Annotated in this window: 16 protein-coding genes and 1 pseudogene; 14 read left to right on the forward strand and 3 right to left on the reverse strand. The window is 63.4% G+C overall.

What is annotated here, in order from left to right; genetic code table 11:
- Positions 1-12 precede the first annotated feature (12 nt).
- From ACZ89F_RS08135 to ACZ89F_RS08185, 11 genes are all read left to right on the forward strand, one after another.
- Positions 13-1,242: a GNAT family N-acetyltransferase gene (locus ACZ89F_RS08135; protein ID WP_476091220.1), complete on the forward strand. Its 1,230-nt coding sequence runs from the start codon at positions 13-15 to the stop codon at positions 1,240-1,242.
- Between the two features lie 42 nt (positions 1,243-1,284).
- Positions 1,285-2,472, forward strand: coding sequence for a GNAT family N-acetyltransferase (locus ACZ89F_RS08140; RefSeq protein ID WP_476091221.1), 1,188 nt, complete (start codon positions 1,285-1,287; stop codon positions 2,470-2,472).
- A 71-nt stretch (positions 2,473-2,543) separates the two neighbouring features.
- Positions 2,544-3,734: a glycosyltransferase family 9 protein gene (locus ACZ89F_RS08145; RefSeq protein WP_476091222.1), complete on the forward strand. Its 1,191-nt coding sequence runs from the start codon at positions 2,544-2,546 to the stop codon at positions 3,732-3,734.
- Positions 3,735-4,038: 304 nt separating this feature from the next.
- Positions 4,039-4,215 carry a Flp family type IVb pilin gene (locus ACZ89F_RS08150; RefSeq protein ID WP_476091223.1) on the forward strand — a complete coding sequence of 59 codons (177 nt, stop codon included), beginning with the start codon at positions 4,039-4,041 and terminating at the stop codon, positions 4,213-4,215.
- A 121-nt stretch (positions 4,216-4,336) separates the two neighbouring features.
- Positions 4,337-4,561 (forward strand): hypothetical protein, encoded by a 225-nt coding sequence (locus ACZ89F_RS08155; RefSeq protein WP_476097240.1) that lies wholly within the window; start codon positions 4,337-4,339, stop codon positions 4,559-4,561.
- 45 nt (positions 4,562-4,606) lie between these two features.
- A complete protein-coding gene (ligD, locus tag ACZ89F_RS08160; RefSeq protein ID WP_476091224.1) occupies positions 4,607-7,093 on the forward strand; it encodes a DNA ligase D in 2,487 nt (828 codons plus the stop codon).
- A gap of 225 nt (positions 7,094-7,318) precedes the next feature.
- Positions 7,319-8,224, forward strand: a complete 906-nt coding sequence (gene ku / locus ACZ89F_RS08165) for a non-homologous end joining protein Ku (protein ID WP_476091225.1) — start codon at positions 7,319-7,321, stop codon at positions 8,222-8,224.
- Positions 8,221-9,348, forward strand: a complete 1,128-nt coding sequence (locus tag ACZ89F_RS08170) for a tetratricopeptide repeat protein (RefSeq protein WP_476091226.1) — start codon at positions 8,221-8,223, stop codon at positions 9,346-9,348. The genes ku and ACZ89F_RS08170 overlap by 4 nt, the downstream gene beginning before the upstream one ends.
- A 211-nt stretch (positions 9,349-9,559) precedes the next feature.
- Positions 9,560-10,231, forward strand: coding sequence for an alpha/beta hydrolase family protein (locus ACZ89F_RS08175; RefSeq protein WP_476091227.1), 672 nt, complete (start codon positions 9,560-9,562; stop codon positions 10,229-10,231).
- Between the two features lie 9 nt (positions 10,232-10,240).
- The gene (locus ACZ89F_RS08180) at positions 10,241-11,011 is read left to right on the forward strand and encodes an exodeoxyribonuclease III (RefSeq protein ID WP_476091228.1); all 771 of its coding nucleotides are present in this window, start codon (positions 10,241-10,243) and stop codon (positions 11,009-11,011) included.
- 148 nt (positions 11,012-11,159) lie between these two features.
- The gene (locus ACZ89F_RS08185) at positions 11,160-12,359 is read left to right on the forward strand and encodes a hypothetical protein (RefSeq protein ID WP_476091229.1); all 1,200 of its coding nucleotides are present in this window, start codon (positions 11,160-11,162) and stop codon (positions 12,357-12,359) included.
- A 273-nt stretch (positions 12,360-12,632) separates the two neighbouring features.
- On the opposite strand, the gene ACZ89F_RS08190 is transcribed toward ACZ89F_RS08185, so the two are convergent.
- A complete protein-coding gene (locus ACZ89F_RS08190; RefSeq protein ID WP_136621924.1) occupies positions 12,633-12,722 on the reverse strand; it encodes a putative RiPP precursor in 90 nt (29 codons plus the stop codon).
- A 175-nt stretch (positions 12,723-12,897) separates the two neighbouring features.
- Here ACZ89F_RS08190 and ACZ89F_RS08195 point away from each other — a divergent pair, with 175 nt between their 5' ends.
- From ACZ89F_RS08195 to ACZ89F_RS08205, 3 genes and pseudogenes are all read left to right on the forward strand, one after another.
- The gene (locus tag ACZ89F_RS08195; protein ID WP_476091230.1) at positions 12,898-14,439 is read left to right on the forward strand and encodes a WD40 repeat domain-containing protein; all 1,542 of its coding nucleotides are present in this window, start codon (positions 12,898-12,900) and stop codon (positions 14,437-14,439) included.
- A gap of 42 nt (positions 14,440-14,481) precedes the next feature.
- On the forward strand, positions 14,482-15,033 hold the full coding sequence (locus tag ACZ89F_RS08200; RefSeq protein ID WP_476091231.1) for an isochorismatase family protein: 552 nt from the start codon (positions 14,482-14,484) through the stop codon (positions 15,031-15,033).
- Between the two features lie 288 nt (positions 15,034-15,321).
- A pseudogene (locus tag ACZ89F_RS08205) lies at positions 15,322-15,674 on the forward strand (amidohydrolase family protein); the annotation flags it as partial.
- 322 nt (positions 15,675-15,996) lie between these two features.
- On the opposite strand, the gene ACZ89F_RS08210 reads toward ACZ89F_RS08205, so the two are convergent.
- Positions 15,997-16,263, reverse strand: coding sequence for a hypothetical protein (locus tag ACZ89F_RS08210; RefSeq protein ID WP_476091232.1), 267 nt, complete (start codon positions 16,261-16,263; stop codon positions 15,997-15,999).
- A 72-nt stretch (positions 16,264-16,335) separates the two neighbouring features.
- On the reverse strand, positions 16,336-16,542 hold the full coding sequence (locus tag ACZ89F_RS08215) for a hypothetical protein (RefSeq protein WP_476091233.1): 207 nt from the start codon (positions 16,540-16,542) through the stop codon (positions 16,336-16,338).
- Positions 16,543-16,950: the final 408 nt, after the last annotated feature.

Genomic DNA, 16,950 nt, shown 5'->3' on the forward strand with positions numbered 1-16,950 from the left:
AGAAGAGAAGATATGGCAGGCCAGGCAGTGCAAAGTGCTGCGGCGACCGGCTTGCCCGAAGGGCAGGCCCCCAATCCCGCAACCGTCGCCGCGAACGATGCCTACACGGCGCGATTGCACACCAGCCTGGAAGCGGCCAGACCACTCTGGCTGCGCTACGAGGCGGACGGTGTGTGCACCGCCCACCAGCATTATGCGTGGGCCGAGGGAATCGTCGCGCGGCTGATGCCGAAAGGCGCGGACGTGCTCATCGTGGAGGTGAACGACGCCGCGACGGGCGCGCCCCGTATGCTGGTGCCGCTGATGCGGCGACCGGCTTTTCGTCATCGGGTGATCGAATGGCTGAGCTGTGGCGTTTGCGACTATTCGGCACCGCTGCTGGCCGATGCGAGCCCGTGGACGAGGCAATCCGCACAGGCCGCGTGGGCCGCGGTGCGTTCCGTCCTGCCGCCGGCGGACCGCATCAACATCACAGGAATTCCGCAATCGATCAGCGGCGTCGCCAACCCGCTGGCCTTGCTCGCGGCCACGCGCGATTCCCCTCATACCAGCTTCGGCCTCGCTATCGACGGCGACCCGGAAACCGTCCTCAAGCGTCTATGCAGGCCATCCTTCGTCAAGGCCTTCAACAAGGACTGGCGCCGGATCGAACGGCTCGGCGGCGTGGAACTGGTCGAGGCCAACACACCGGCCCTGGTGGAGCTCATCTTCGGCAGCCTGGTACGGATGCGGCTCAGCCGCTTTCGCGAATTGGGCCGTTTCGACCTGCTGACGCAGGGGACGGTTGTCGACTTCTACCGAAACGCCGCCCTTGAGGGGCTGTCGGATGGATCGGTGCGGCTCTTCGGGCTGCGCGTTGGCGAAGCTCTGATCGCGGTCCAATACCTGCTGACCCATCAAGTCACTGTTCATGCTCTGCTGATATCAATCGACCAGGGCGCGGTGCCCAACGTCTCACCGGGACTTCTGATCATGGGCAAATTGATGAGCTGGGCGCGCGAGAAGGGTTTCGACTATTTCGACCTGTCGGTAGGCAACCAGAGCTACAAGGAACATATGGGCGCCACGGGTTCGGTCCTGCGCGAACTTTGCCACGGGATTACGCTCCGGGGCAATGCCGTGAGCACCGCCCTCGAGGCCCGCAACCGGACCGAGGTGTTCGTGCGCTCCAAACCGCGGCTGCTCAAGACGATCCAGGGACTGATGCGGGGTTTGCGGCGCTTGCGTAGGGGACCGGAATGACGGGACAAGCACGTGGCAAGCCGGGCAATGCAAGTGGTTGCGATGACGGACGATGGCCCGGTTTCCCCGATTGCCGCCAGCGCCGGCGCCGACGCGTGCTATACGGCGCGGCTGCACACCAGCTTTGAGACCGTCAAGCCGCTCTGGCTGCAATACCAGGCGGACGGCGTCTGCACGGCCCATCAGCACTATGCCTGGGTCGAAGGAATTGCCGCACGGCTGATGCCCAAAGACGCGGACCTGCTCTTCGTCGAGGTGAGCGACACCGCTACGGGCGCGTCGGCCATGCTGCTGCCGCTGATGCGGCGCCGGGCCCGGGGCCACCATGTGATCGAATGGCTAAGCTGCCGCGTGTGCGACTATTCGGTGCCGCTGCTGGCGGATGCGAGAGCGTGGACCAGGCAGGGTGCCGACGCCGTCTGGGCGGCGGTCCGCGCCGTGCTGCCGCCGGCCGATCGCATCCACATCGCGGGAATCCCGCAGCAGATCCACGGTGTGGCCAATCCGCTGGCGCTGCTTTCGGTGGCGCGCGATTCCATCCAGATCACCTCCGGCCTCGTCCTGCATGGCGAACCGGAGACGCTCATCAAGCGAATCTGCAAGCCGTCCTTCGCCAAGACCTTCCACAAGCAGTGCCGCGCCTTCGAACGGCGTGTCGGCCTCGCTCTGGTCGAAGCCGACACGCCTGATCTGACCGAGGAGCTCTTCGACACACTGCTGGAACTGCGGTTGAGGCGCTTTCGCGAGCTTGGGCGTTTCGACCTCCTGACGCAGGCCCCGGTCGTCGACTTCTACCGCCACGCGGCGTTGCAAGGCCTGTCCGACGGATCGGTGCGGCTGTTCGGGCTGCGCGCCGGTGAAGCCTGGCTCGCCTCCATCTATGTGTTGGCCAGAAAAGGCACGCTTCACACCCTCCTGCTCGGCATCGACCAGAACGCGGTCGCCAATGTTTCACCCGGCCTGACGACGATGGGCAAGCTGATGATGTGGGCGCGCGGACATGGGTTCGACTATTTCGACCTGTCTGTCGGCAGCCAGGGCTACAAGGAACATATCGGTGCCGCGAGCTCGGTTCTGGCCGAGATTTGCGAACCGATAACGCTGCGGGGCAGGGCTGCGAACGCAGCCATTCTGCTGAGCAGCCGGACCGAGCTTTACGTACGCTCCAACCCGCGGCTGCTCAAGGCCGTCCGGAGCCTGATGAGCCGCTTGCGGCGATTGAAGGACTGAGGGAAGGCCCGTTTTGCCGGTCACGCCGACGACTGACGCGACAAGGCCCCAGGGTCGGCGCGGCAAAATTGTTGACAGATTTGGTTGCCTCTATATTTGAAGGGCGCCGTTTGACGTTCAGAAATGAGTGTCATCTGCGGACTTTTTCAGGCGGAATTTTTCGGCAGATCATTTCAATGAATTCAATTTTAGGAGATGGGATTCGTTCCATCCTCATTATTCAAACAAAGTACATTGGAGATGTCACTCTGACATCTGCTTTGGTTCGCAATTTACGTCTCGCCTATCCGCAAGCATCGATAACAATGCTTTGCACTCCGGGCTTCAAGCAATTCGTTGTCGCGCAGCAGATTGCCGACATTGCTGTTGGCTTTGAATCCGGTGGCAAAAGAAGGACCCCGCTCAAGCGATTGACCCACTATTATGCCGTCATTTCTGAGCTGCGGCGTCGAAAATTCGATCTCAGCATCGATCTTACGGATACAAAAACCTCACGGATCATGCACCGTTTGACCGGCGCCCCACTTCGCGTTGGCTTCGATCCTCCCGAGCGTCCGCTTAAGTTCTGGGAAATCCAGCTGGCAAACGTTCTCGCGGCGACCTTCGGAGATGGCGGGTCCCATTATCTCTACAGGTACCTGTCTCCGCTGGGTGCCCTCGGGTTGGAGATTCAAGACCCAACGCCTCGACTGCAGCCAACCAAGATTGCCCAGGAGGAGTGTGCCAGGCTTCTTTCGGAAAACGCTTTGGCGAAGAAATCATATGTGGCCGTGCATGCGGGCGCGAGGTCTGAGGGGCGTCGTTGGCCGCCGCAATATTTTGCTGCCGTCATTGACGAGATCCATGCCAAAACCGGACTGCGGTCTCTGGTCATCGGCGGGCCTGATGAAAGGCTCGTCGCGCAAAGCATAATTGAAACGGCAATGTCGCCGGCGGCTACTGTCGTCGGCATGGCCTCGCTTGAAGTCCTTGTCGCGTTGTTGGCCGAGGCGGCAGTTTTCCTCGGCAATGACAGTGGCCCGATGCACATTGCAGCGTCTGTTGGAACTCCGGCTGTGGGACTGTTCGGTCAGCAGTCGCCTGATCTATGGGGGCCGTTTGGTGTCCCCAACAGAACGCTTCGGCCGCCCATGCCCTGTCCATGCACCACTCCATGCAACAATTGTGTTCAGCGGCTTCAGATTGCTGAAGTCGCGGAAGCGACACTGGATCTCATCGAGGAAGTTCAAAAATCTGTTCGTTCGGGCTTGCCTGCCTCATAGTTGGGTGGCTGGGCCAAGCTTTACGCGCGCTCCAATCCGGGGCTGCCCGAGGCCGTCCGGAGCCTGATGAGCCGCTTGAGGCGATTGAAGGACTGAACTTGGCCGCATGCGAACTCTCCGCCGCAAGGCACGGATCTGCTTTGCCGGCTCCGGGACAGCACAGGCGCTATCAATCGGCGCCAAAGCTTAACGTGTTGATTCAGGCCCAGACTCGAGTCCCTTCAAAAGTCCGGCAATATTTAACCTAGCTGCAACCTGCGGTCTGTATGGAGTGTGTGAGGGATAAGAAACCAGGGGCCTTAAAATGCCAAGAATAGTTTCTCGCTTCATGCGGGACGAATCCGGCGCGACTGCGATCGAATACGGTCTGATCGCCGCTCTCATAGCGCTGGCCATCATCACCGGCGCAGGTGCGCTCGGCAACGCAATAAATGGCAAGTTCACGAAAATCGGCAACACTCTGAACAGCAGCGGATCGTAAGCAGCGCAGAGCCGCCATTCACCGAAATTGACAGGACTGGGCGTCTCCGTCATCCTTGAGCCCAGTCGCCAGGCTGCGCACAGCGGCCATGTTGCGTGTCAGGGCGACCGAGGGCAGCGTCATGTTCAGTCCCGTCATCGGCCAGAATTCCAAGCGCGCCGCGGTGCGCAAGGCGCTCGACCGCCACAAGGTCTACATCACCGCGCAGAGTTTTTCGGCCGGCACCTACCAGGCCCGCGTTCTGGTCGACGGCGAGGCTTATTGGGTGGACGAATTCCGGTTGAGCCAGCTGCGGCAGGGACTGTCGCCGGCGGAGCTTGAGTTGACGCCGGCCACTGACGATTGAGAGCGTGACTGGCGTGTTCCTGGCCGCCGTGCTTCGCTCCTGGTCATGACAACTCCACCAAAACTCAAAGCCTATCGCGCCAAGCGCGAATTCTCGAAGACGCCGGAACCGGCCGGTGGGCTCATTGCCGGCGACGGCAACCGCTTCGTCGTCCACAAGCACCACGCCACCGCGGATCACTATGATCTACGCCTGCAGGTCGGCGATGTCTTGAAGAGCTGGGCGGTGCCGCGCGGGCCTTCGCTCAATCCGGTCGACAAAAGGCTGGCGGTCCAGACCGAGGATCATCCGCTTGAATATATCGACTTCGAGGGCGTCATTCCCGAGGGCGAATATGGCGGCGGGCCGATGATCGTCTGGGATACCGGCACCTGGGCGCCGATGGACGACGTCGAAAAGAGTTTCAAGACCGGCGCCTTCAAGTTCCGGCTGGCCGGCGACAAGCTCAATGGCGGCTGGATGCTGACCAGGCTGAAACCGAAACCAGGCGAGGATGCTGAGAAGAAGAACTGGCTGCTGTTCAAGGAGCGCGACCTTGCTGCAGACACTGCGCTCGACATCCTCACAGCGCGGCCGGAAAGCGTCAAATCCGGGAAACGCATCGAGGAGATGGTGGCGCCGGCAAAGCCGGCCGCCAAACCCGCACCGAGGCAGGGTTCGCTGAAGCCAGGCACGCTGCCGGGCGCTTTCAAGGCCCCGGCACTCAGCCGCATCGAGCCGCAGCTGGCGACGCAGGTGCCAAAACCGCCTGACGGCGAGGACACAAGGGAAGTCTGGCTGCATGAGATCAAATTCGACGGCTACCGCACCATGGCGCATTTGAGCGACGGCGTGGTCAAGCTGATCACCCGTGGCGGCATCGACTGGACGAAGCGCTATGGCGACCTGCCGCATGCCTTCGCGAAGCTGCCGTGCCGCGATGCCATCATCGACGGCGAGATCGTCGTGCTCGACGCCAAGGGCATCAGCCGTTTCGCGCTGCTGCAGGATGCGCTGGCCGAAGGCGCCGGCAGCAGGCTGCACTTCTACGCCTTCGACCTTCTCTATCTCGACGGCTGGGACCTGACCAAGGCGCCGCTGGTCCGGCGCAAGGCGCTGCTGGCGCAGGTGCTGTCCGGCCTCGGCGCCAATTCCGCCATCCAGTTCTCCGACCATGTCGAGGGCTCTGGGCAGGGGCTCTACGACCAGGCGTCGGAACTTGGGCTGGAGGGTGTCGTCTCGAAGCGCGCCACGGCTATCTACCAGAGCGGCCGCACCAAGAGCTGGACCAAGACCAAGGCGCTGCAAAGCGGCGATTTCGTCATTGCCGGCTACACCACATCGGACGCGGCGGAGGGGTTGGCAGCCCTTGGGCTTGCCGAATTCGAGGACGGCGAATTGCACTATCGCGGCAAGGTCGGCACCGGCTTCGACAGCGAAACCGCTGCAGAATTGCTTGCCCGGCTGGAGCCACTCACCTCCGGCGCGTCCGCACCGGAAGGCGCGCCGCGCGAAATCATGCGCGAGATGAACTGGGTCAAGCCGCTGCTCTCGGCCCGTATCCACTACGCCAACCGCACATCGGACAATGCGCTGCGCCACGCGGTGTTTCGCGGCTTGCGCGATGTCGGCCTGTCGACGCCGGTGTCCTCGACACGCAAGCGGCTGATCTCGGAGGCTGATCTCGCCACCATCTGGGTGACCAATCCGACGCGGCGGCTGTTCGGCAAGACCGGCCCGACCAAGCTCGACATTGCCGTCTACTACGCGCTGGTCGGCGACTTCATGCTGCCGCACATCCTTGGCCGACCGGTGTCGCTGGTGCGCTGCCCGACCGGCCTGCCGAAGGATTGCTTCTTCCAGCGCCATGCCTTCACCGGCATGCCGCCCTCGGTGGTGACGTTCGAGGCGACCAATTCCGAGGGTGAGACCAAGTCCTACCTCTCGGTCGAAGGGGCAAAAGGCTATCTGGCGCTGGCGCAGTTCGGTGTCGTCGAGTTCCACACCTGGGGCACCCACCGCACCAGCCTCGACAGACCCGACCAGATCGTCTTCGACCTCGATCCGGGCGAGGGGATCTCCTGGCGCGAGGTGGTCGAGGCTGCCGTGCACATCAAGGGTGAGCTGGAAGGGCTGGGGCTGGTGCCGTTCGCCAAGACGTCCGGCGGCAGCGGCATCCACATCACGGTGCCGGTGACGCGCAAGCAGAACTGGAAGAAGCTGCACCAGGCGACCAGCGCCATATCAACGCATCTGGCGGCAACCGCGCCCGACACCTTCACCACCACCATGGGCAAGGACAACCGCAAGAAGCGCATCTTCATCGACTACCACCGCAATGCGCGCGGCCACACCTCGGCAGCACCTTATTCGCTGCGCGCCCGCACCAACCTGCCGGCCTCGACACCGGTGAGTTGGAGCGATCTGGAGAGCATCGATGCGCCGCAGGATCTGAACTACTCCTCGCTGCCGGGGTTGCTGGCGACGTCGGGCGATCCATGGGCGGAGATCGAGGAATTTGCGCGGGATTTGCCGGCCTTCCCTTCGCCCTAGGATAACGAAGCTTCGAGGCATTCGGCCAATCGCCTGCGCCTCGCCCTCCATCGACGCTTCATACAATTTGAATTATCCTCCGCCGCGACCCCTCCGGCGACCTAAAACATTTCGTCAGGGATTTGCCTGTATTGTGCGGGGTCGGTGTAGGATTTGCGCAGCCTCGTTCGTCCTTCGGACGAAAACTGCAGCAAATGTCAGTGCATGGCCGCGTAGGAGTGTTTCATGGCGCCCAGAGCAAGTTGGAAAGGTTACCTCAAACTCAGCCTCGTCAGCTGTCCGGTGCGGTTATACCCCGCCACCAGCGCGAGTGAGCGCATCTCGTTCAACCAGCTGCACAAGAAGACCCACAACCGCATCAACATGAAGCCGGTCGACCCCGAACTGGGGCTGGTCGAACGTTCGGATCTGGTCAAGGGCTACGAATACGAGGACAAGCAGTACATCATCATCGATGACGCCGATCTCGACGCGGTGCGCATCGAATCCAACCACACGATGAACATCGAGGCCTTCGTCGACGAGGGCGAGGTCGACGTCATCTACCAGGATGCGCCATACTATCTGGCGCCCGACGGCGCGATGGCGGAAGAAACCTTCGCCGTGCTGCGCGAAGCGATGCGCAAATCCGGCAAGCTGGCGATCGCCCGCCTGGTGCTGTCCAGCCGCGAGCGTGTGGTGACGATCGGCGCGCGCGAGAATGGTATGTTCGTGTGCACGTTGAGGAACCCGAACGAAGTGCGCGGCACAGCTGAATATTTTGGCAACATCCCGGCCGGCAAGCCTGACGCCGAAATGCTGCAGCTCGCCGAAGCGCTGATCAAGCAGAAGGAAACCACCTTCGATCCGAAGAACTATGAGGACCGTTATGAGGCGGCACTCATGACGATGATCCGCGAGAAGCTGAAAGGCCACAAGCCGATCATCGCGGCCGCACCCGAGCGCGGCAATGTCATCAACCTGATGGATGCGTTGAAGGCGAGCCTGTCGCAATCGAAGCCGCCGGCCAAGTCGAAGAGCAAGGCCGACGAGGTCGCCAAGCCAGCCGCGAAGAAGGCGGCAGCGGGTGGTGCTGCTGAAAATCCGCTGAAGGCCAATCTGCTGAAGGCGGTCGGCAAGAGCAAGAAATGACGGCACCGGCCGTCCTGGTCCCGGAGGCCGTCTTCGGCACTATCGGTGCACTAGCGGCGTTTCCGCTCAGGCTGGCAGCGCGTGAAGTGGAACGCCAGCATGGCCAGCTGCGGCGCGGCATCACCAGGCGCACCACGCATGTCGTGTTCGGCCGGACATTGTTGGCCAAGGCCGGACTTTCCAAGAACGGGGATGCCGAGATCGAGCGCCGTGTCGCCGCCGAGCGCGCGGCCGCGCACAAGCTCCTCAGCGAGAACGGCTTCCTGCGCCTGCTCGGGCTGATGAAGGCGCCGGAGGCGTCCACGCTGTCGCGGCATTCGCTGATCGAGCAATCGCGGCTATCGGGCGCCGATCTCGACCTGTTGTCGCTGTTCGATGCCTTCGAGCATGACGCAGAACCCTATTCCTTCCGCGACCTGATCCTGGCGCGCAAATATGCCGGGCTCATCGCCGGCGGTGCGACTTGGGGCGCGATCGCGCGCTCCGTCCATCGCTCCGGCCCGGTGGCTTCGCTGACCGCCAAGTCGCTCAATGTCGGCTCGCAGCATGGGCGCGCTGACGCGATCTATCTCGAGGGTGGGCAGAGCGAACTCGACGGGCAGCTGCTGTTCGATTTGGGCACCGCCGGGGCGGAGGGCGATGACACGCTGGAAGAGTTGTTCGCCGAGGCCGAAGCGGCGGAGGAGGGCGATGACCACGATGGTGCAGCCGCACTCTACCAGCGCTGTCTGGCCATCGACCCGAGCGATGCGATCGCCGCCTTCAACCGCGCCAACTGCCTGCGCGCTGGCGGCCACGCGGCGGACGCCGCGCATGACTATGCCAGGGCGATAAAGCTCGATCCGGCCTTCGTCGAGGCCTGGTTCAACCTCGCCGGACTGATGAGTGAACAAGGCCGCGAGGCCTCGGCGCGACGGCACCTGCAGAAGGCGATCGCGCTCGACAAGAATTATGCCGACCCGGTGTTCAACCTGGCGAGGCTCGAATTCGATGCCGGCAATCTGCTGGAGGCACGCCGGCTGTGGGTGCGCTATCTGGAGCTCGACGCGGATTCGGAATGGGCGCGGGTGGCGGCCAAGGGGGTTCAGTTCGTGGATATGCAGTTGGCGCGGACGGCGGGGTGAGGGCAATGGTCGCGCTTGAACACCCCCCTCTGGCCTGCCGGCCATCTCCCCCGCAAGCGGGGAGATTGGCAGCTTCAGTGCTCCGCTTATACCTACAAAGTGGGAGATTGGCGAAAGCGGTTGAGCGCGCAATCTCCCCCCTTGCGGGGGAGATGTCCGGCAGGACAGAGGGGGGTGCGAAGGAACGCGACCTCTCCGGGAAGGCCGCCCCATGACCAGCTTCCTCTTCGACGGTCCCGACACCGCGCCTGTCACCATCCTGCTCGCGCATGGCGCCGGCGCGTCGATGGATTCTCCCTCGATGACCGCCACCGCCAAGGCGCTTGCCGCAACCGGCTTCCAGGTCGCGCGCTTCGAGTTCCACTACATGGCCGCCCGCCGCTATGGCCACCGCAAGCCGCCGCCGCGCGCCGAGACGGTGAACCCGGAATATGTCAAGGCGATCGCCGACCTCAGGGCGAAGGGCGTGGCCGGCCCGCTCATCATCGGCGGCAAGTCGATGGGTGGGCGTGTTGCCTCGATGGTCGCCGACGAGATGTTCGCCAAGGGCGAGATTTCAGGGCTGGTCTGCCTTGGCTATCCCTTCCACCCTCCGGGCAAGCCCGAGCAGCTGCGGACAAAACACCTCGCCGGTCTGAAGACGCCGACGCTGATCTTCCAAGGCACGCGCGATGAGTTCGGCACGCCGGACGAGGTTGCCGGATATGAGCTGTCGGACAGCATCGAAATTGTCTGGCTGGAGGACGGCGACCATGACCTCAAGCCGCGCAAGAGCATCTCGGGATTTTCGGCTGGCGATCATCTGAAGACGCTGGCCGAGACCATAAAAGCCAAGCTGGCGCGACCATCGATTTCGTCATCTTCGGGTCAAGTCCGAGGATGACGAAGCGCAATGAAAATCGCCACCTTCAACATCAACAACATCAACAGCCGGCTTGAAAACCTGCTGGCGTGGCTGGCTGCCGCAAAGCCCGATGTCGTCTGCCTGCAGGAGCTGAAGGCACGCGACATGCAGTTTCCGCGCACCGCGCTGGCCAATGCCGGCTATGGCGCGGTGTGGAAGGGCGAGCCGACCTGGAACGGCGTTGCCATCCTGGCGCGGGGGTCGGAACCGGTGCTGACCCGCGATGCCTTGCCCGGCGACGATGCCGACAGGCAGAGCCGCTACATCGAGGCGGCGGTGAATGGCATTGTCATCGCTTGCCTGTATGCTCCGAACGGCAATCCACAGCCAGGACCGAAATTCGCCTACAAACTGGCCTGGCACGAGCGGCTGGAGGCGCATGCCGAACAACTGCTCGACACCGGCCTGCCGGTGGTGCTGGCCGGCGACTACAACATCGTGCCCGAGCCGCGCGACATCTATCCCACCCGCTCCTATGACGATAACGCGCTGGTGCAGCCGGAAAGTCGGGCTTCCTTCGCCGCCTTGCTCGAGCAGGGCTGGACGGACGGCCTGCGCAAGAAGCATCCGAAGGAGACGCTCTACACATTCTGGGATTATCGCCGTAACCGTTGGCCGCGCGATGCCGGCTTGAGGCTCGACCACATCTTGCTTTCGAAGAAGCTGGCACGGCGCCTGACCGCCGCCGGCATCGATCGCGACGTGCGCGGTGAGGATGGCGCCAGCGACCATGCGCCGGTGTGGGTGGAATTGAAGTGAGCGATCTTCAAGCCTGCGGCCGCGGTCCCCCTTTGCCGCCGCCAGCGTCGTCTGTGCAGCGACGTCGACGCAGGCTAGTCTGTTGCAAAGTGCTCCAACGCAGCCGGATTGCCCATGATCACCAACAAGACCTGTGGATCGAGGCCCCATGTTTGACCTCGGCCCTGTCGGGATCCTGCTTGCCGCCATCGTGATGCTTGCGGCTGCTGCTGGCGTGGTCTGGCTGCTGTGGCAGAGGCGCAGCCGCCGCAAGGGGCGGCGGCAGGCCAATCCAGCGGACGACTACGCCGTTCGCAGCGATTGGAGCGGCAGTGGCGGCACTTTGAACTATTCGTCCTTCGTTTATTTCGACGTCGATCGCGACGGCAAATATGGCGTCGGCGACCGGCCGATGGCCGGCATCATGGTGCGGCTGTATGACGAGGCCGGCAAGCTCGCCGCTTCAGTGCGCACCAATAATGCCGGCTTTGCCAATTTCCCCATGTCGGTGAAACGCAGAAAGGCCGTGATCCGCGCGCCGGGCAACTGGCGCTTTGCGGTTTCAGTGCCGCCCGGCTGGCAGGCGAAAAGCGAAAACGACATCCAGTCCCGACACCTCCTGTCGATGCCGGGTTCGCCGGCCGGGCTGGTGTCGCACGAGATGCTGCAGCCGGTCGGTCTGGCGCCGCCCCGGCGCCTCGGCGGGCGCGTTGCCGGCGACGGGTCGGCGACGCTGTCGGTGTTGGAGAAAGGGCGTGTGCTGGAGACGCGGCCGCTGGCGCCAGGTGCCGCCTTCAACGTCGATCTGGCCGATGACGCCGATACGGTTCTCGTCAGTGGCGACGGGTTTGAGCGACGGCTGTCGCTGTCGCCCTATCCGGCCGATCTCGGCCTGTTGTCGCCGCAAACCGCTTGCATTGCGTCGGACGTCGCCCTGGAAACGATCGATTTCGACGATGTGACGTCGCGCACCTTCAGGAAGATCCCGTCCGGCCATGCCGGCTTGGCGTGGCGCAACCTGAATGCGATGGCACGCGACTACACCAAGGACAGCCAGGGCTATGTCAATGGCAACGTCTCCGGCGACCATGTGGTCTACACCAGCAGCGGGCTGCCGGCCGAATTCAGCTGCGAACAGCCGTTCGGCTTTCACTCGGTCATGTTGAGCGCTGCCTGGCTGAAGTCGGAAGGGGAGGTGGCGCAGATCGAAAGCTGGCTTGGCGAGCAGCTGATCTCAAGCGATCAGGTGACGCTGTCGGCGCTGACGCCGCTGCACTACGCGCCGATGCTCAAGGCGGTAACGCGTGTTCGCCTGTCAACGAAACACTATTGGCAAATGGTGCTGGACGATCTGGTCCTGACGCGCTGATATCAGGATATCGAGGCGCCGTTTGCCGCCGTGATCGCCGAAAGACGCTCTTTTTTCAAAAGGATCGGCTTCACATAAATCTTCTTCATTTTCAGACTCTCCTAAAATCCCAACTGGATGATGGCAGACTGCGGCCATCTGTCAACCATGCGGGCTGGAAGCAATAATCTTCAATAAATCCGAGGGCAAGCGACAAAGTGCTTGGTCTGTAATTCTTTGTTTTGCGCAATTCCGTCCGGAAAGCCGGCGCGATCCAGCCAGAATGCGCCGGGATTATATTGTGGGGCTGCTCGGGCCGTTTGCCGTGACGGCTGAAAGCTTGCCCTTCCTGACGAAGGTCGGCTTGGCGTAAGTCTTCTTCATCGTGGTCTCTCCTGAATCCCTTTGCGATCAGGGCAGATGCGCGACATGTGTCAACCAAGCTGGGCGCCCAAAGCGGGCTCTTGGCGACACGAGCTCGCCGCTGATAGTCTCGACCTCGAACCATGCGGCGGCGACCGTCACATCGTGAGGGCCGCCAACAACGCCCGGGGGAGTGATGAACAGGGTTGCCGACAGGTTGCTTGCGCTTGCCCTGGCCGTTGTCGCCATAGGCTGCCTGGCGCGGATCTATCCGTCGATCGACGGTGAGGCTCTCGCCTGGTGCGGCTTTTCAGGCCTGCCGGCGGATCCGGCCTCGTTGCGGCTGGTCGGCTTCCTGGCGGCGGCGCTCGCCTGCCTGCTTGGCGCCGGGCTGTTCTGGGCTGGCCTTCTGCCGGGCCGGTCAGGCCAGGCGGCAGGGGCGCCGCTGTTTGGCCGCGCGGCGGAAGTGCAAGACGGTGGCAGGCCCGGCCTGCGCAAGGCCTTTCTCCTGTTGCCATTGGTCGTGGTCGCAGCGCTGGCCGCCGACCGGTTCGGCCCCTGGCATGATGGCGGCGGCGAGATCGCCGGCCTGCCCGGCGAACCGAAGGTCGGCGAACCCAAGGGCAACGAACCCAAGGGGCAGGATGTCGCCAGTGCGCCGCCCGCTCCGCCGCCTGAAGCCGCCAATCCGCCTGCGGCACTCGCACCACCGACGCCGCCTGCGCTGGTGCCACCGTCGCCAGCGCCCGCCGCTCCGACGCCGCCGGAGGTCGCGGTCATTCCGCCGCCCACCGTGGCGCCGCTGCCGCCGGCTCCGCCACCGCTGCCAACGCAGCCCGAGGGCCACCGCGATGCCGTCGTCTGGCTGGCGGTCGCGCTCGACGGGCACTCGATCATGAGCGCCAGCACCGATCACACGATCAAGCTCTGGGATATCGTCGGCAAGCACCTGATCCGCAATCTCGGCATCCACAAGGATATGGCCCGCACGGCATTGTTCATGCCCGATGGTGTCAGCGCGCTGACGGCCGGTGACGACGGCGAGATCGTGCAGCGCAAACTCTCCGATGGCGCGGTGCTGCATGTCTTCTCGTCGGGCGGCAATGGCGGCGTCAACAAGCTGGCGATCAGCCCGGACGGCAAACGCGCCGTCAGCGGGCACGATACGGGCAATGTCATCGTCTGGGACCTCGAGAAGGGCGCCGTGCTGCACGTCATGAGCGGGCACGACTGGTCGGTCAGCGCCGTCGCCGTCTCGGCCGATGGCAAGCAGGCCCTCAGCGGCAGCATCGACGGCACGCTGAAACTCTGGGACATCGAGACCGGCAAGCAGCTGCGCAGCTGGCACGGGCACGAGCAGGGCACCTATGGTGCGGTGTTCACCGCCGACGGGCACCATCTGGTCACCGGCAGCGGCGACTACACGATCAAGCTCTGGGATCTCGACAGCGGCCGCGAAGTGCGCCGCTTCGAAGGCCATGAAGGCACAGTCTATGCATTGGCGCTGTCGGCTGACGGCAGGCGCCTGGTCTCCGGCTCGCTCGACGGCACGGCGCGGCTGTGGGACATGGACAGCGGCAACCAGGTCGCCATGTTCGACAGCCAGACCGGCCCGATCTATGCGGTGGCCTTCGCCGCCGACGGCACGGTGCTGACCGGCGGCAATGACCGCACCATCCGCGACTGGCCGGCCACCGGCGGTGATGGCGTGGTGCTGTTTGCTGGCGCGCCGGAGTGAGCATATCCTTGATCACCTTCCCCGCCGTGCTATGTAAAAACCATGTCAGCTCCCAACCTCCCAGACAACGCGCCGCTCATTGTCATCGATCTCCAGACCGGTATGTTCGACGGCGTGCACGAGCCGCCGATCCATGATGCGCCTGATATTGTCGAGCGCACCAGGACGGTGATCGACTGGGCGCGGCGCGGCGGACGCAAGGTCGCTTTTATCAGGCATGATGGACCCGAAGGCGATCCGCTGGCACCGGGCGAGCCGGGCTGGCCGGTATGGCCCGCACTTGGCCAGGCGGCGGACGAGCCGACTTTCGCCAAATCCGTGCGCGATGCGTTCAGCAATCCCGCCTTCGGCGACTGGGTTGCCGGGCAGGGCGCGGATGCTGTCGTGCTCTTGGGCGCACAGACCGATTTTTGCGTGGCGGCGACGGTCAAGGGCGCGATGGCCAGGGGGCTCGGCGTGACCGTGGTCTCCGATGCCCACAGCACGCTGGACAATGCCAGCGAGAGCGCGGAGCAGGTCATCATCAGGCACAATGGCGAGTTCACTGAAGCCGGCGTCAATTTGGTGACGACGAAGGCGCTGGTCGGCGGCTGAAGCAGCAAGCAATGTCGCGGCAGGTTGTCGCTTGGCGCGATGGCTCGCATGATAGCGCCAGGCGGCTGCCGTGGTCGACGCGGACGGGGGGGCGCATTGTTGGGATGGCTCGGGCGCCCGCGTCAACCAGGGCGGCTCGTACCGCCGCATTAGCAGCATTGCATATTGCGCGCCGGTCGAAACTTCCGCGAAAGCGGAATAGGCCGGGGCTAAAGTGCAGATTCGGCGTCTGGGATTTCGGCGTTCCTGCGCACTGACCGTCGGCGGGCGAGCGGCGACGACTCGCGCTTCAATCCATGGATGGCGCTCAGGCAAGCTGGCGTCATCGTGTTCGGCGGCTCCCACAACATCCGCGATTCCTGGTGGCCTTATGGCGATGGCGACATGCTGGGCCGCGCCAACTGATCGGCTATCGCTCCGGCTTCGTCGAGGACGACGAATTGGCCGCCGCCCTCGACGTGGTGACCCATGCCGGGGGCGAAAGCGCTGGGGCTGGTGGGCTATGGCCTTGCGGTCGGCGCCGGCGCCGACTTCGTCACTCTGCCGCGCAGCATGTGCCCGAGGCGGTGGTGGCGGTGCCCAAGAAGCGCACGGTTTATCGGCAGGGCAGGGCGGTGCCCAGCAGGATGGTGGTGCGCTGACGCATGCCGCATTGCCGGGCGCGTGAAGGCAAGGAGAAAAATGGCCCGGCGGCCAGGTGCAAAGGGAGGCACGCCGGGCCTGGCCGACTTCTGGCGGTCGCCGGCCGATTTATTATATTTTCTATCTCTAATATTAATTCAAGCGCGGTCAAACCTCTTCGGTGGATAAAGGCCGTCCACCTCGGCGTCAGAAGCCGACCGTTCCGGCCACCATCAGCACCAGCATGACGACCGCTGCGCTCCAGACAGCGGCCGTGGCTAAGGTTCTTCCGTTTGGACGAAACCTGCGGTGCGCCTTGGGCGGCGGTAATTTCGACATCGCTCAGAAGCGGTCGGAATTGCAGATGCGCACCTTCTTGATCACCCAGTGGTGGTGGCGCCATTGCTTCTTCACCTTCACGAAGCAGTGGCGATTGTGATGCTTGCGCCAGTGATGCTCGCGGTCGTGATGCCGGCGCCAGTTATGCCGGCCCATGCCGTTATTTCCGTTGTCCGTCGTGATGACGAGGCTGGCGGCTTGCGCTGGGGCGACGATGGTGGGTGACACGACGGAGATGGCGACAAGGGCCGAAAGAATGAAGTTCTTCACTATAGATCCTCCTTAATTAGTTTTTGCTCATGTTAATCTGAAAGACGGCTGTTTGTTCCGCCGTGGTGCGGATCAGTTTGCCGCTCTGCCATCCACCGCCTGGACCGATCGGGCCGGTGGGGAAGACAGTGCGCGTTGATCCGACGGCTGCTCGCTGAAGTAGAGCGAACTGCCCAGAACGAGGAATACGAAGCCCACCGCCATCAATCCGACCATGAGCACGGCGATAGCCGTGCCGGGGCCGTGGCCTGTTTTGATGATGGTGGATCGATGGGGCATTCGCGTGTTCTCCGAGTTGGGCGCGGGCTGTTGTCATACCGGAGCCCTGGCGACAAACGACAAGCAGGCCCCTATGTTCCCTTGTCCGGGCTTCAATCGGTCACATCGGACTTTTGCTTTGTCCTGTAGGACCAAGGTCTTAGCTGCAAAACGCAAAGGTCCGAGGGGCCCTGTTCGGTTCCGGCAATGTCCATTAGACGTTCCGTTATGTTAGTCAAAACTGATATAATGCCCAAGCAAAAACCTCAGCCGGCCAAGCGTCTTGGCCAAGAATTCGGGCATGGAAAATGTGGTTTTGGCAAGTTTCGAAGTCACGCCGTCACATCTCGGCGGGGGCTCGCGGCCCGGTCTGCGTCCCGGCTTGCAGGACTCGCGCCGGCCGAGCGGCGGTGGCGAGATGTCATGGTT

The organism is Mesorhizobium sp. USDA 3734, from assembly GCF_056279665.1.